The sequence below is a fragment of the Mesorhizobium koreense genome, from assembly GCF_031656215.1.
Lineage (GTDB): Bacteria > Pseudomonadota > Alphaproteobacteria > Rhizobiales > Rhizobiaceae > Mesorhizobium_L > Mesorhizobium_L koreense.
Map to the genome: position 1 here is coordinate 4870725 of NZ_CP134228.1, position 14894 is coordinate 4885618.

Here is a 14894-nt window from a genome sequence, read left to right on the forward strand (position 1 = left end):
ATGCATATTCTGATCATCGGAGCGGCCGGCATGGTCGGCCGCAAGCTCACCGAGAGGCTCGTCGCCGACGGACGGCTAGGCAGCGCAGCGATCGAACGGCTGACGCTCGCCGATGTCGTGACGCCGCCCGCGCCGCAAGGCTTTAGCGGCAAGGTCGAGACCGTCGCAGCGGACCTCTCCGAGGCTGCGACCGCCGCCCGCCTCGTGGTCTCACGGCCGGATGTCATTTACCATCTTGCCGCAATCGTCTCCGGCGAAGCCGAGGCAGATTTCGATAAAGGCTACCGCATCAATCTCGACGGCACACGCTTCCTTCTCGAAGCCATCCGCCAGGAAGGCATGCGCCAACCCTACAAGCCGCGTCTCGTCTTCACTTCCTCCATCGCGGTTTTCGGAGCGCCCTTCCCGCAGGTCATTCCGGACGAATTCTTCACGACGCCGCTCACCAGCTACGGCACGCAGAAGGCGATCTCGGAACTCCTCCTCGCCGATTATACCCGCAAGGGATTCCTCGACGGTATCGGCATACGCCTGCCGACGATCTGCATCCGCCCCGGCAAGCCCAACAAGGCAGCATCCGGCTTCTTCTCCAACATCCTGCGTGAGCCGCTGGTTGGGCAGGAAGCGGTCCTCCCGGTCTCGCCGGCCGTACGCCATTGGTTTGCGAGCCCGCGCGCGGCGGTCGGCTTCCTCGTCCATGCCGGCACGCTCGATCTTGCGAAGGTCGGGCCGCGGCGTAGCCTCAGCATGCCCGGCCTTTCCGCCACCGTCGGCGAGGAGATCGAAGCGCTCAGGCGCGTTGCTGGCGATAAGGCGGCCGGTCTCATCCGCCGCGAGGCAGACGAAACCATTATCCGCATCGTCGACGGCTGGGCAACGAATTTCGACGCGCACCGTGCGCTGGCGCTGGGTTTCAAGGCGGACGCCGACTTCGACGCCATCATCCGCTCGCATATTGAAGATGAACTCGGCGGACGCATCGGAGGTTAGCCATGCTGCTCGGCGCGATTGCCGACGACTTCACCGGGGCGAGCGACCTTGCCAATACGCTCGCCAAAGAGGGCATGGCGACGACCCTTTTCGTCGGCGTGCCCAAAGATGAAGCATCTGGAACCGAAGCGGGCGAAACCGAGGCAGGCGTCGTGGCGCTCAAGACACGTTCCATCGCTCCCGCCGAGGCCGTGCGCCAATCGCTCGCGGCGCTTGACTGGCTAAGAAGTCAGCAGGCGGAGCAAATCCTGTTCAAATATTGCTCGACCTTCGATTCGACGCCGGAAGGCAATATCGGACCGGTGGCGGAGGCTTTGGGCAAGGCGCTCGATGCGGGCATCGCCGTCGTCTGCCCAGTATTCCCAGCAACCGGACGCACGCTCTATCAGGGCCATCTCTTCGTCGGAGGACGGCTTCTCAACGAATCCGGCATGGAGAAGCATCCGCTTACCCCGATGACCGATCCCGACATAAGACGCTGGCTGCGGCGCCAGACCAAAGGCGAAGTGGCGCTGGTGCCTTATGCGATCGTCCGGCAGGGGCCACGGGCCATTGCCTCCGCACTCACGGAAGCGGAAGAGAGCGGCAATCGCCTTGCCGTGGTCGATGCCGTCACCGATGACGATCTGAGAGCCATCGGTGCGGCGATCGCCGGCGCGAAATTCGTCACCGGAGGCTCCGGGATCGCGCTTGGCCTGCCGGAGAATTTTCGCCGCGCAGGCAAGCTCGGCGGGACAGGTGCAATCTTCATCGGCATCGAAGGACCGGGCGCGGTCATCTCGGGCTCTTGCTCACGCGCCTCACAGGCGCAGCTTACCGAGCATCTCTCGCGTCATCCCGGACTCGCCGTTGCGCCGGAGGCGGTGCTCGGGGGCGACATCACCGTCGCGGCAGCGCGCGATTTCGTCCTGGCGCATCCTGACGACGCGCCGATCGTCCATTCCACAGCGGCACCCGAGGCGGTCGCCGCAGCGCAGCAGCGCTTCGGCCGCGAAAAGGTGGCGGTCGCCATCGAACGCTTCTTCGGCGAACTCTCCAGGGAATTGGTCGCGGCCGGCATCGCGCGGCTTGCCATCGGCGGCGGCGAGACTTCGGGCGCGGTCGTCGCCGCACTCGGCCTCGACCGTCTCGCCATCGGGCCTGAGATCGATCCCGGCGTGCCGGCGCTTGCGGGAACGGTCGCCGGAAAGTCGATCCGTATCGCACTGAAGAGCGGGAATTTCGGCGCCGTCGATTTTTACGACAAGGCACTTCGCGTCATGGCGAAGGCATGAGGAGAACAATGGACGAGGCCGATCTGCGCGAACGCATGGTCAAGTGGGGTCGCTCGCTTTTCGAGCGGGGCTTTACTGTCGGCTCTTCCGGTAACATCTCGGTGCGCTGCGGTGACGGCTTTCTCGTGACACCCACCAATTCCTGCATGGGCTTCCTCGATGCAGCGCGCATCACGAAACTCGATGCCGGCTGGAATCTCGTATCGGGGGATGCGCCGACGAAGGAAGTGCCGCTGCACCGCGTCTTCTACGAAGGCCGTCCGCAGACCGGCGCGGTGGTGCACCTGCATTCCACCTTCGCCACCGCGCTTTCCTGCCTCGCGGACGTCGACCCGGAAGACGCGGTCGCGCCCATCACGCCTTATGTGGTGATGCGGGTCGGGCGCGTGCCGGTGCTTCCCTATACGATGCCGGGATCGGCGGACGTGGCGCCGCTGGTGCGGGCGCGCGCAGCCGATCATGCCGCCATCCTCCTTGCCAATCATGGGCCGGTGGTCGCCGGCACGTCGCTCGAAAGCGCCGTCTTCGCCGCCGAGGAACTGGAGGAAACGGCCAGGCTCCTCGTCCTGACGCGCGGGCTCGACGTGCGTCATCTCGATTCGGCCCAGATCGCAGCCCTCAATGCGAGGTTCAAGCTGAAATGACCCTTCGCCTTTCCGCTAATCTCGGTTTCGTCTGGCCGGACCGCCCGCTCCTCGACCGCATCGACGCAGCCGCCGCGGCAGGCTTCAGGGCAATCGAACTGCATTGGCCCTATGACACGCCGGCCGGGGAGGTACGGTCACGCTGCGAACGCCACGGGCTGAAGCTCCTCGGCATCAATACGGTGCGTGGCAAGCCCGGCGAGAACGGCCTCGGTGCGCTGGCCGGCCGCGAGGCGGAATTCCAGGCCTCGGTCGACCAGTCGGTCGCCTATTGCCGGGAGGCCGGCGGCACGTCGATCCATTGCATGGCAGGATTTGTCCCCCCCGAGGCAAGAAAAGAGGCCAGCCGCGTCTTCGTGAAGAATTTGCGGGAAGCATCCGACAAAGCCGCCTCGCAGGATCTGATGCTTCTCCTGGAAGCGCTCAATCCCCGCGATGCACCGGGCTATTTCTACGCCACGCAGGCCGAAGCAGCGCGGATTCGCGAAGAAGTCGGCCGACCCAATGTGAGGCTGATGTTCGATGTCTATCATGTCGGCGTGAGCGAGGGCGACGTCCTGCGTAAGCTGGCGCATTACATGCCTATCATCGGCCATGTGCAGGTTGCCGCCGTTCCTAGCCGCGCCGAGCCCGACGAGGGTGAGATCGACTATCGGGCCGTCTTCGCCGAACTCGACAAGCTTGGCTATGAGGGCTGGGTCGGCGCCGAATACAAGCCGCGCGCGGATACCGACGAGGGTTTGACCTGGATGAGGCATCTCGGCGTGACGCCTTGATGGCGTAGGATTTCGCGGAGCACGGATCGCCGCGCTGAACGGCCGCTTCCCGGAGACTACCGCGAACACGTTGACATGCCGACACCGCGATGGCCACTCTGTTGTGGATTTCCGTTTGGTCCGGCGGTGCGGCCCGGACCAAACGGAACGCCGCCGTAGCCCGGCATCGGAGGAATCCTAGCCATGGCGAAGATAGCCGCCACTCTCGTCGAACGCCTGCTCGCCATATCGCAGGCGCTGGCCGGCCATATCGATCCGGGCGAGGCGTTCGGGGCAACCGCGGCGGAGATCGGCACGATCATCCCGCACGATCACATGGACGTGGCGATCCTGCTGCATGATGGGCAGCAACATGTCTGCTACGAGGCCGGCTTCCATACGAGTTGGAGCACACTCGCGCAAACACCGCTGCCGATCGATGTCAGCCCCGTCCGTTCCGTCCTGCGCGGAGAGGCCCCCTATCTCTTGACGGCGGACGCGCTGGAAGATCCGCGTTTCCATTTCGACGGCGCCATCGACGAGCCCATCTATTCGGCTGGTCTGCGCAGCCGCATCATCGTGCCCCTCAAGGCGCGCGGCGACATCGTGGGCGCGCTCAACATCAGCAGGCACACGCCCGATTGCTACACGGCCCGCGACGTGGAAGTTGCCCAGCACTGCGCCGATTTCATCGCTCCCTATATCTATGCCCTGATCCAGAGCGAACAGGCGCGCCGGGCAATGCTGGCGGAAAACGAGGCGCGGAATCGCAAGGAGCTTCTGCGCGTCGGGGCCGCCCGGCTGACCGAAGGCATGGAGCGCGAAAGGCGGCGCATCGCCATGGATCTGCACGACCAGACGCTGGCCGACTTGTCGCGGATCGTCCGGCAGGTCTCGGCGCTTCACCATCAGGGGGTGGCGCGCGCTGCCCAACTCGCTGACCTCGAACGCGAAATCGTCAATTGCCTGACCGAACTGCGCCATATCGTGGACGACATGAGGCCGGGCGTGCTTGAGCTTTTCGGCCTGCGTGACGCCATCGAAGCGCACCTTAACCGCAGCGTCAGCCGCGCGACACCGCCGATCGCCGTCCATATGAGGGATCAGAGCGACGGAACCGCCGACATGCTGCCGGAGCGCATCCGCACCGCCCTCTACCGGATCGCGCAGGAGGCGATCAACAATGCCGTACGGCACGCCGCGCCGGGGCGGATCGACGTCTCTCTCCTGACCGCCGGCTCGACGCTCAATGTCACGGTCACCGACGACGGTTTCGGCTACCGGGCGACGGAGGCCGACGAAGGGGGCGGCATCGGCCATATGCACACGCGCGCCGCGCTCATCGGCGCCAATCTCAGGGTCGAACCCGGAAAGGAGCGCGGCACCCGCGTATCCGTCGAGATCGCGCTTGAAGGCGGCGCCGCCCCGATCTCTCTTGAAGCAAACGTCTTGGAGCAGGCCTGATGCTGGTCATGGTCGCCGAGGACGACGGACTGCACCGCGCCTTCGCGCGCTCGACGATCGAGCGGATCTGGCCCGGCGAGGTCGAAGTGATCGAGGCCGGCGACGGCGACGAGGCGATCGAGATCGCCGCGCGCCGGCGGCCGCCTTTCGTCGTCCTCGACCTGCAGCTTCCCAAGGCAACCGGCATCGACGTCGCGCGTTCCATCTGGAGCCGACACGCCGAGACCCACATCCTTTTCTGGTCGAACTTCGCCGATGAATCCTATGTCCGCGGCGTGGCGCGGATCGTCCCGCCAGGTTCGGTCTATGGCTATGTCCTCAAATCGGCTTCGGAGGAAGGCATGCGCTCGGCGCTGCGCGGCGTCTTCAGCGAAGGGCACTGCATTATCGACCGCGAGGTACGTGGCATCCAGCACCGGGTGCAGGACCGGCTCGAAGGCATAACGGACGGGGAGTATGAGAGCCTCATCGATGTCGCGCTGGGATTGACCGACAAGGCGATTGCCATGCGCCGTGGCCTCTCGACGCGCGGCGCGCAGGCTCGCATACGGCATCTTTATGAAAAACTCGGCATCGCGGCATGCGAAGACGGAGCGGATGCCGCATCCGTCTTCAACTCGCGTACGCGGGCCATCTACCTGGCGCTGGCGCGCGGCCTCGTCAATGTCGATGCGCTCAGGCGAGAACAGCAGCGGCTCGACGCCTGGCTTGGCGATGATGCCCGGCGGCCCGATGACGACTGACCAGACACGCCGAAGGAAGTGTGCGAAAGCACAGTCGACGATGCGCTTATCCGCCTATCGAGCCGCGCGGCACGGGCTTAGCTTCCAAGGATAACAAGAATAATCCGGGAGGGTGCTGATGCCGTTCGTCAACATACGGATATTGAAGGGCCATTCGCAGAAGCGCAAGGATGAGATCGCCCGGCGCGTCACGGAGGCCGTCAGCGAGGTCGCCGAGCTTCCCAAGGAGGCCATCTGGGTCGTCTTCGAGGACGTTACCGCGCCCGACTGGTATGTCGGCGGGAAGACAGTCGAGAAATCGGCGAGTTGAGCGCCATGTCGCAGAAGAACGGCGATGCGGATTTCGGCGATGTCGTCGGCGAGATAGCGCTGGAGAAACTCCGCTCCGGATTCAGCTTTACTGAGGGGCCGATCTGGCATCCCTACGAGAAGTGGCTGATCTTCAGCGACATGGCGGGAAACCGCATGCACCGGCGCGGACCGGACGGCGCTTTCGAGATTTTCCGCGAGCCGAGCAACAAGACGAACGGCAACACTCTTGACCGCCGCGGCCGGCTTGTGAGTTGCGAACACGTCACGAGCCGGGTGACGCGCACGGAGGCGGACGGCAGCATCATGGTGCTCGCCACCCATTATGACGGCAAGCAGCTCAACAGCCCCAACGACATCGTGGTGGCTGCCAATGGCTCGATCTACTTCACCGACCCCACCTACGGGCGAATGGAATTCTATGGCGCCCAGCGCGAGCAGGAATTGCCCTTCCAGGGCGTCTACAAGATCGACGTCAACGGCGGGCTGACACTTCTGGCTGACGATTTCGTGCAGCCGAACGGGCTCTGCTTCTCGCTCGACGCCTCGCGGCTGTTCGTCAACGATACGGTGCGCCAGCACATACGTGTCTTCAACGTCGCGCCCGACGGTAAGCTCGGCGGCGGTGCCGTTTGGGCGGAAACGAAGGGGAAGAAGCCAGGGGCGCCCGACGGAATGAAGATCGACAGCCGCGGCAATCTCTATTGCTGCGGTCCGGGCGGCATCCACGTGTTCAATCCGTCGGCGGATTTGCTCGGCGTCATACCGATGCCCGAGCACACGGCTAATTTCACCTTCGGGGACGACGATTTGCGGGGCCTCTATATCACCGCATCGACATCCCTTTACCGGCAGCGCGTGCGTGTGCCGGGACTGAGACTGTTCTGAGCCGGCTTGTCCGGCCTGGAACCGCCGCGCCGGGGCTGGACCGGCGGTATGCGGTGCGCGAGCACCGGGAGAACGGCACACCCCATGGTGGCCGAAACGACCAACGGGAGGTAACCGGAATGAAGAAGATACTGACCTTGAGCGCGCTTGCGGTCCTGCTGGCGTCAGGCACCGCGCTTGCCGACACGAGCGGCAAGAAGATCGCTTTCTCCAACAATTATGCCGGCAATTCCTGGCGGCAGTCGATGCTGAAGAGCTACGAAAAAGTGGCCAAGAAGGCTGTCGAGGACAAGGTTGTCGCCGCAGCCGACGTTTTCACGACGGCGGACAAGGAAGTGCCGACCCAGGCCGCGCAGGTTCAGAACCTTATCCTGCAGGGCTATGACGCCATCGTCATCAATTCCGCCTCGCCGGATGCGCTGAACGGCGCCATCAAGCAGGCCTGCGATGCCGGCATCGTCGTCGTCTCCTTCGACGGCATCGTCACCGAGCCTTGCGCCTATCGCGTTGTCGTCGACTACGAGAAGATGGGCAAGGAAGAAGTCGAGCAGATGGCCAAGTTCCAGCCCAAGGGCGGCAATCTGCTCGAGATCCGCGGCCTCGCCGGAACCTCCATCGACGGTCTCATCCACAAGGGCATCGAGGAAGGCGTAAAGGCGCATCCGCAGTTGAAGATCGTCGGCTCGGTAACGGGCGACTGGGACCAGACGACGGCACAGAAAGCGGTTGCGACCATCCTGCCCTCGCTTCCCGAGATCGTCGGTGTCGTCGATCAGGGTGGCGACGGCTATGGCGCGGCACAGGCGTTCGCGGCGGCGGGCAAGCCGCGCCCGACCATCATTATGGGCAACCGCCAGGACGAGTTGCAATGGTGGAAGGAGCAGAAGGAAAAGGACGGCTACACGACCTGGTCGGGCTCGATCGCACCCGGCGTATCGACCCTCGCCTTCTGGGTCGCGCAGCTCGTTCTCGATGGCCACAAGGACATTCCGCACGACCTGATCGTGCCGTATCTCTCCTTCGACCAGGACAATTTCGAGGCCGCCCTGCCAGAGATCCCCAAGGGTGGCGTCGCCTCCCACGAATATACCCAGGAAGACGCCCTCGCCGCCATCAAGGACAACGCGAAGTGAGGATGGCAGCGCGTTGCAGCCGGCACCCGGCGTCGGTTATCGTGGGTAATGGTTGAAGCGCGTACGACATTGGTGAAGCTGGACGGCGTCGAAAAACATTTCGGCGCCGTCCGGGCGCTTGACGGGGTGGATCTCGAGATCCTGGCCGGCGAGTGCGTTGGCCTCGTTGGCCACAACGGTGCGGGCAAGTCCACGCTCATGCACATCCTGACCGGCACGCTGGCTGCTGGCGCGGGCACCGTCTCGGTCAACGAAACGGCCGAAGATCGATATTCCGTCAGCCGCGCGCTGGAGCTCGGCATCCGCTGCGTGTTCCAGGAACTGTCGCTCTGCCCGAACCTCGACGTGGCGGAAAATACGCGCATCAACCACCCTTCGCTGAAGGGCATCGGTTGGCGGCGCAAGGCGGCAACGCTGATTGCACAGAAACTCGACGAGATCTTTCCCGGGCACGGGATCGACCCTGCCGATATCGTCGGTGACCTGTCGATCGGCCGGCGGCAGATGATCGAGGTCGCGCGGGCGTTCACAGTGACCCACGACCCGCTCAACCTCGTCATCCTCGACGAGCCGACGTCGTCGCTCGATGCACATACCGCCGGACAATTGCTCGATTTCGTGCGCCGATTCGTCGGAAAGGGCGGAAGCTGTGTCCTGATCTCGCATCTCCTCGGCGAGGTGCTCAGCAATGCGGACCGCATCGTCGTCATGCGCGACGGGAAGGTGGTAGCGACAGATCGGGCGGATGCCTTCAACCGGGACAGGCTGATCGCGACGATGGGGGGAGCGGCGGCGCGGGAAAAAGTCTTTTCCGAAGAAGCGAAAGGACAAAGGGAAATCGGTCAGGTTTGCGTCAGGGCACGGCCCGCGCGACAAACGGACGATATGCAGCTTGTCGCCCGGTCGGGCGAGATCATTGGTCTCGCAGGTCTCGCCGGCAACGGGCAGACCGATCTTCTGCTGGCGATCTTCGATGCGGCCGGTAGTCGTCGCTCCGGCATGGAAGTGACGGCACCACTCGCCCTCGTCGCGGGCGACCGCCAATCCGATGGCATCTTCCCGGAATGGTCTATCACCCAGAATATCGGCATTCGTTCGATCGAACGGATGATGAGCGGCATGCTGATCTCATCGCGCCAGGAAGCGGAGCTTGCCTCCCGTTGGCAGCGGAGGATCAAGATCCGCACACCGGACATGGGCAACAACATCCTGTCGCTCTCGGGCGGCAACCAGCAGAAGGCGCTGTTTGCGCGAGCGCTCGGTTCGGATGCGAAGATCATCCTCATGGACGACCCGATGCGCGGCGTCGATATCGGCACCAAGCTCGACGTCTACGACCTCATACGCGAGGAAGCGCATAACGGCCGCACATTCCTCTGGTACACGACCGAGACGGAAGAACTCGAAAATTGCGACCGTGTCTACGTCTTCCATAATGGCCGCATCGTCGCCAATCTCGGCCGGGACGAACTCACCGAGGAAAAGGTGATCCAGTCCTCCTTCGGCGAGACGGTCTGACATGACCGCACTCCTCCCCACCGGCACGGCGACGAAATCGGTCCGCGAAACCGCGCGCCGGACAAGGCTCCTGCGCGCGCTCTTGCCGGCATTGTCGCTGGCGCTTGTTCTCATTGCCATCGCCTGGCTCAATCCGCGCGCCATCAGCTATTTCGGTTTCAGCCTGATGCTCAATTTGGCGATCCCGATCGCGCTGGCGACCATCGCGCAGATGTTCGTCATCGCAGGCAACGAACTCGACCTTTCGATCGGCACATTCGTCGGCTTCGTCGGCTGTGTAACCGCCACCTGGCTGCATGACGCACCTTTGCTCGGCGTTGCAGTCCTCATCGGGTCCATCGCGGTCTATGCACTGCTCGGCGCGCTCATCTACCTGCGCAACCTGCCCTCGATCGTGGTGACGCTCGGCATGAGCTTCGTCTGGCAGGGCCTCGCCATCCTCATCCTTCCCAAACCCGGCGGCAAGGCGCCGGACTGGCTGCTGGCGATCACCCATTTCAAGCCACCATTCATCCCCTTTCCGATCGTCGCCGCGCTCGTCATCGCCGCTGTGGTCCATGTCGGGCTGATGCGGACATCCTACGGCGCGGTGCTGCGCGGTTCGGGTGGCAATCCAACCGCCATCGGGCGTGCCGGATGGTCGCTGCTCAAGACCAAGATGATCCTGTTCGGCCTGGCGGGTGTTTTCGGCGTGCTTTCCGGCATGATCCTCATCGGCATCACGACTTCCGCCGACGCCAATATCGGCAATGGCTACACGCTCCTGGCAATCGCCGGCGTCATCCTCGGTGGCGGCGAATTCATGGGCGGACGCGTCTCGCCGGTCGGCGCGGTGATCGGCGCGCTGACGCTGGCGCTCGCGGCCTCGCCGCTCCTGACCTTCATGCGCATTCCGCCCGACTGGCAGGTCGCCGCCAACGGCGTCATCCTCATCATCGTGCTGGCGGCGCGCGTCCTGATCAGCCGCAAGGAGGCATAGATGACGCAGGTCAAAGCCCTCCTGGCAAAACCATGGATCTGGTCGTTCCTGGGAGCGTTCGTGGTCTGGGCCGCAACGGTGGCCTTCACCGGCGGGCATGGCGGCGGGGGCATGATCACGGCGGCGCTGTCGCTCGCCGTCTTCACGGTGATCGTCGGCATCGGCCAAATGTTCGTCATCACGCTCGGGCCCGGCAATATCGACCTGTCGCTGCCGGCCAATATCGGGCTGGCAGGCGCGGTCGCGATGAAGGTCATGGATGGCAGCGACAGCATGCTGGTCATCGGGCTGGCTGCGGCGCTCGCCAGCGGCTTCGCCGTCGGGACGGCGAATTACCTCCTGATCCGGGCGCTGCGCATTCCGCCGATCATCGCCACGCTCTCGGCCGCTTTCATCATCCAGTCGATCGACATCAGCTATGGGCGCGGCCTGCAGATCAAGCCACCGCCCGGCTTTGCGGACTTCGCCAACCTCAAATATTTCGGCATACCGGTGCTGGCGATCCTGGCGGTCCTGTTCGCAATTGCCGCCAGCATCGCGCTCAACCGGATGGTCTACGGGCGCTCGGTACTCGCTATCGGGCAGAACATCCGAGCGGCTAAACTCGCCGGCGTGAAGGTCCAGCGAACCAGCTTCATAACCTACGCGCTATGCGGCACGCTTGGCGGCCTCGATGGCGCGCTTCTTGCCGCCTATTTCCGCGGCGCCAATGTCGATATCGGCAACGAATACCTTTTGGCTTCGATCGCCGTCGTCGTCATCGGCGGCACGTCAGTCGCCGGCGGCAAGGCCAATGTCCCCGGCGTGTGGGGCGCGGCGCTTTTCCTAGTGCTGCTGCTCACCATGCTGAACACGTTCGGCTTCAGTGTCGGCGTCCGCCTCGTCCTGACGGGCTTGATCATCGTCGGTGTCATCACCGCCGCCGGCAGTCCGCGCACGGAACGCTGAACCGCGCGGCGATGCGCAGGGAGAATCGAACGAGGCGTGGCATTTTGACTGATTGTTCGCCGTTTACCTCGGAATGGTCGGCTATTATGCTGCGCTCAAATTCTGAGGGACGACCCTATGAACTATCAGCGGTTCTTCGAAGAAGCGATCGACCAGCTTCATGCTGAAAAGCGCTATCGCGTATTTGCCAATCTCGAACGCATAGTCGGCCGTTTCCCGCGCGCCATCTGGCGCGACGGCGGTGAGCAACGCGAGATCACAGTCTGGTGCTCAAACGACTATCTCGGCATGGGCCAGCATCCCGACGTGATCGCAGCGATGCAGAACGCGGCGGGCCATATGGGTTCCGGCGCCGGCGGCACGCGCAACATTTCCGGCAACAACCACCCGCTGGTCGAACTCGAGGCCGAACTTGCCGATCTGCACGGCAAGGAGGCGGCGCTGGTCTTCACCTCAGGCTTCATCTCCAACGAAGCGGCGATCTCGACCATCGCACGGCTCTTGCCGAATTGTCTTATCCTCTCCGATGAATTGAACCATGCATCGATGATCGAGGGCGTACGCCGCTCCGGCGCGGAGAAGAAGATCTTCCGTCACAACGATCTCGCCCATCTGGAGAGCCTGCTGGCGGCAGCGGCGCCTGAGCGTGCCAAGCTGATCGTCTTCGAAAGCGTCTATTCGATGGACGGCGACGTTTCGCCGATCGCCGCGATCGCCGACCTCGCCGAGAAATACAACGCCATGACCTATATCGACGAGGTCCACGCGGTTGGCATGTACGGACCGCGTGGCGGCGGCATCACCGACCGCGAGAGCCAGGCACACCGCATGGATATCGTCGAGGGCACGCTCGCCAAGGCCTTCGGCACGCTCGGAGGCTACATCGCCGGTACGCGCGCCGTTATCGACGCAGTACGCTCCTACGCACCGGGCTTCATCTTCACCACGGCGCTTCCGCCTGCCATTGCCGCGGCCGCGACAGCCTCCATCCGCCACCTCAAGAACTCACAGTCGGAGCGCGACGCCCAGCAACGGCAGGCGCGACGCGCCAAGGAGGTGCTTTCCGCCGCCGGCCTGCCGGTGATGCCGTCCGAGACCCACATCGTACCGGTGCTGGTCGGCGATCCGGAGCTTTGCAAGAAGGCCAGCGATCATCTGCTTGACCGCCACGGCATCTATATCCAGCCGATCAACTACCCGACCGTGCCGCGCGGCACGGAGCGGCTGCGGATCACGCCGACGCCCTTTCATACAGACGAACTGATCGACGGGCTGAAGGACGCGCTTCTGGAGACCTGGCAGGCGCTTGGCATTCCCTTCGCGCCTGCGGTGGAAGAAGAGCGCGCCTCTTCGGAAAGAGTGGTGCCGTTGGTTGTTTCCAAGTCAGGCGGGTAAGGCCTAGAGTCTCCCTACCCACTCCGCCAGCCGGCGGGCCGCTTCCTCGATCTGGTCGAGCCGGCGATGGAAGCAAAGCCGGAAGAAGCCCTCGCCGTCGAAAGCAGAGCCCGGCGCCAGGCCGACATTCGCCTCGTCGAGTATGCGGAAGGCCGCTTCCCGCGAATCCGTCACCCCGTCCACCGAGAAGAAAAGATAGAACGCGCCAGGCGGTACGGCGAAATGCGCGCGGCCGGTCTCGGCAAGGATGCCGCAGACGAGATCGCGCGCTTTTTGCGCCCGCTCCACCTGTTCGGCGATAAAGCCGTCGCCTTCATCCAGTGCCGCGACCGCGCCGCGCTGCATGAACTGCGCCACGCCGGAAGTCGAATATTGGATGAGGTTCTCGAAGGTCTGCTGCAGCGACGGATGCACCGTCAGCCAGCCGATACGCCAACCCGTCATCGCCCAGTTCTTGGAGAAGGTGTTGACGAAGAGGATGCGGTCGTCCGGCTCCATGATGTCGAGGAACGAAGCGGCGCGGCCAGCGCCATAGTGGAACAGCGCATAGATCTCGTCCGCGATGATCCAGAGATTATGGCGCCGCGCCAGATCGAGCACGGTCTTGAGCGTATCGCGGTCGGCGGTCCATCCGGTCGGATTGGACGGGCTGTTGAAGAAGATCGCACGCGTTCTCGGCGTCACCGCCTTCTCGATCCGGCCGACATCGCAGGACCAGCCCCATGACCGGCCATTGTCGCCGAAATCAAGCGACACCGGCACGGGTTTCGCCCCCGCAACGCCGGCAGCGCCCGGGAAATTCGGCCATGCCGGCGCGAGATAGATGACCTCGTCGCCGGCGCCGGCAGTCGCCTGCAATGCAAGCTGGATCGCCTGCATGCCGCCGCCGGTCACCAGGAACTCCCCCGCCGCGAAGGCGCGGCCGAAATGGCGCCCATAGTAGCGCGCCAGCGCCTCTCGCAATTCGGGGATGCCGCGCTGCCAGGTGTAGAAGGTTTCGCCACCCTGCAACGCGTGCGTGGCGGCATCGGCAATGAAGGCCGGCGTCGACAGATCGCCCTCGCCGACCCATAGCGGGATCACGCCCGGCCGGCCCCTGCCGCGGTTGGCGAGAGCCGAGATGCCACTTTCCGGAGCCAGACGGGCTTCGGTCCTGAGATGGTCGATGAGGTTCATGGAAATGACCGGAAGCATCCCGGCCGATCCGGCCGGGATGTAATCGAAGATGGAGATTGTCCTATGCGCGCTTGGCGAGAAGGTCGCGGATTTCGGTAAGCAGCTTGACGTCGGCCGGAGGCGGCGCATCCGGTGCCGGCGCAGCAGGCGCTTCTACCCGTCGGCGGATCGCATTCACGCCTTTGACCATCATGAAGATGATCCAGGCAAGGATCAGAAAGTTGATAACCACGGTGATGAAACTGCCGTAGGCGAGCACCGCGCCCTGCTGCCTGGCGGCTGCGAGTGTCGGCGCATTCACCCCGGAGGAAAGGCCGATGAAGTAGTTGGAGAAGTCGAACCCACCGAAGATCGCACCGACGATCGGCATGATGACGTCGTCCGTCAGCGATTTGACGATCAATCCGAAGGCTCCGCCGATGATGACACCGACGGCAAGGTCCATCACATTGCCTTTTGCAATGAATTCCTGGAATTCTTTCAGCATCGATTTCTCCTTTGCATCCGGATCGGTGCGTAGTCTGATTTCCCGCCGAATCTTCGCCCCCACGGCAAGAACTTAGCAAAATGCGCGGCAAGGTCATTGAAAAAATTGCTTTCTATCCTCGGTTACGGTTTCACCTTTCTTCAGAAGACCGGAAAGGTGCCTGCGCTTCTCTTCGAGCAATTTCCTAGACT

At 63.8% G+C, this 14894-nt stretch carries 15 protein-coding genes; 13 read left to right on the forward strand and 2 right to left on the reverse strand.

The features are described 5' to 3' along the window. From denD to hemA, 13 genes are all read left to right on the forward strand, one after another. Entirely contained in the window at nt 1-990 is a 990-nt protein-coding gene (gene denD / locus RBH77_RS23170) for a D-erythronate dehydrogenase (RefSeq protein ID WP_311029936.1), read from the forward strand. A 2-nt stretch (nt 991-992) separates the two neighbouring features. Then, entirely contained in the window at nt 993-2264 is a 1272-nt protein-coding gene (gene otnK / locus RBH77_RS23175) for a 3-oxo-tetronate kinase (protein ID WP_311029937.1), read from the forward strand. A gap of 8 nt (nt 2265-2272) precedes the next feature. Continuing rightward, complete coding sequence (gene otnC / locus RBH77_RS23180) at nt 2273-2908, forward strand: 3-oxo-tetronate 4-phosphate decarboxylase (protein ID WP_311029938.1); 636 nt, start codon at nt 2273-2275, stop codon at nt 2906-2908. Then, nucleotides 2905-3684, forward strand: coding sequence for a hydroxypyruvate isomerase family protein (locus RBH77_RS23185; protein ID WP_311029939.1), 780 nt, complete (start codon nt 2905-2907; stop codon nt 3682-3684). The genes otnC and RBH77_RS23185 overlap by 4 nt, the downstream gene beginning before the upstream one ends. Nucleotides 3685-3867: 183 nt before the next feature. Next, nucleotides 3868-5127 (forward strand): GAF domain-containing sensor histidine kinase, encoded by a 1260-nt coding sequence (locus RBH77_RS23190; RefSeq protein ID WP_311029940.1) that lies wholly within the window; start codon nt 3868-3870, stop codon nt 5125-5127. After that, the gene (locus tag RBH77_RS23195) at nt 5127-5870 is read left to right on the forward strand and encodes a response regulator (protein WP_311029941.1); all 744 of its coding nucleotides are present in this window, start codon (nt 5127-5129) and stop codon (nt 5868-5870) included. The genes RBH77_RS23190 and RBH77_RS23195 overlap by 1 nt, the downstream gene beginning before the upstream one ends. A gap of 118 nt (nt 5871-5988) precedes the next feature. Further along, on the forward strand, nt 5989-6180 hold the full coding sequence (locus RBH77_RS23200) for a tautomerase family protein (protein WP_311029942.1): 192 nt from the start codon (nt 5989-5991) through the stop codon (nt 6178-6180). Nucleotides 6181-6185: 5 nt separating this feature from the next. Further along, entirely contained in the window at nt 6186-7067 is an 882-nt protein-coding gene (locus RBH77_RS23205; RefSeq protein ID WP_311029943.1) for an SMP-30/gluconolactonase/LRE family protein, read from the forward strand. Nucleotides 7068-7186: 119 nt separating this feature from the next. Next, nucleotides 7187-8200, forward strand: coding sequence for an ABC transporter substrate-binding protein (locus RBH77_RS23210; protein WP_311029944.1), 1014 nt, complete (start codon nt 7187-7189; stop codon nt 8198-8200). 48 nt (nt 8201-8248) lie between these two features. Further along, on the forward strand, nt 8249-9718 hold the full coding sequence (locus RBH77_RS23215; protein WP_311029945.1) for a sugar ABC transporter ATP-binding protein: 1470 nt from the start codon (nt 8249-8251) through the stop codon (nt 9716-9718). A 1-nt stretch (nt 9719) separates the two neighbouring features. Further along, on the forward strand, nt 9720-10697 hold the full coding sequence (locus RBH77_RS23220; protein ID WP_311029946.1) for an ABC transporter permease: 978 nt from the start codon (nt 9720-9722) through the stop codon (nt 10695-10697). After that, nucleotides 10698-11645 carry an ABC transporter permease gene (locus tag RBH77_RS23225; RefSeq protein WP_311029947.1) on the forward strand — a complete coding sequence of 316 codons (948 nt, stop codon included), beginning with the start codon at nt 10698-10700 and terminating at the stop codon, nt 11643-11645. A 117-nt stretch (nt 11646-11762) separates the two neighbouring features. Beyond that, nucleotides 11763-13040: a 5-aminolevulinate synthase gene (gene hemA, locus RBH77_RS23230; protein ID WP_311029948.1), complete on the forward strand. Its 1278-nt coding sequence runs from the start codon at nt 11763-11765 to the stop codon at nt 13038-13040. Between the two features lie 3 nt (nt 13041-13043). On the opposite strand, the gene RBH77_RS23235 is transcribed toward hemA, so the two are convergent. Next, the gene (locus tag RBH77_RS23235; RefSeq protein ID WP_311032662.1) at nt 13044-14216 is read right to left on the reverse strand and encodes a pyridoxal phosphate-dependent aminotransferase; all 1173 of its coding nucleotides are present in this window, start codon (nt 14214-14216) and stop codon (nt 13044-13046) included. Nucleotides 14217-14277: 61 nt separating this feature from the next. Further along, nucleotides 14278-14703 carry a large conductance mechanosensitive channel protein MscL gene (gene mscL / locus RBH77_RS23240; protein WP_311029949.1) on the reverse strand — a complete coding sequence of 142 codons (426 nt, stop codon included), beginning with the start codon at nt 14701-14703 and terminating at the stop codon, nt 14278-14280. Nucleotides 14704-14894: the final 191 nt, after the last annotated feature.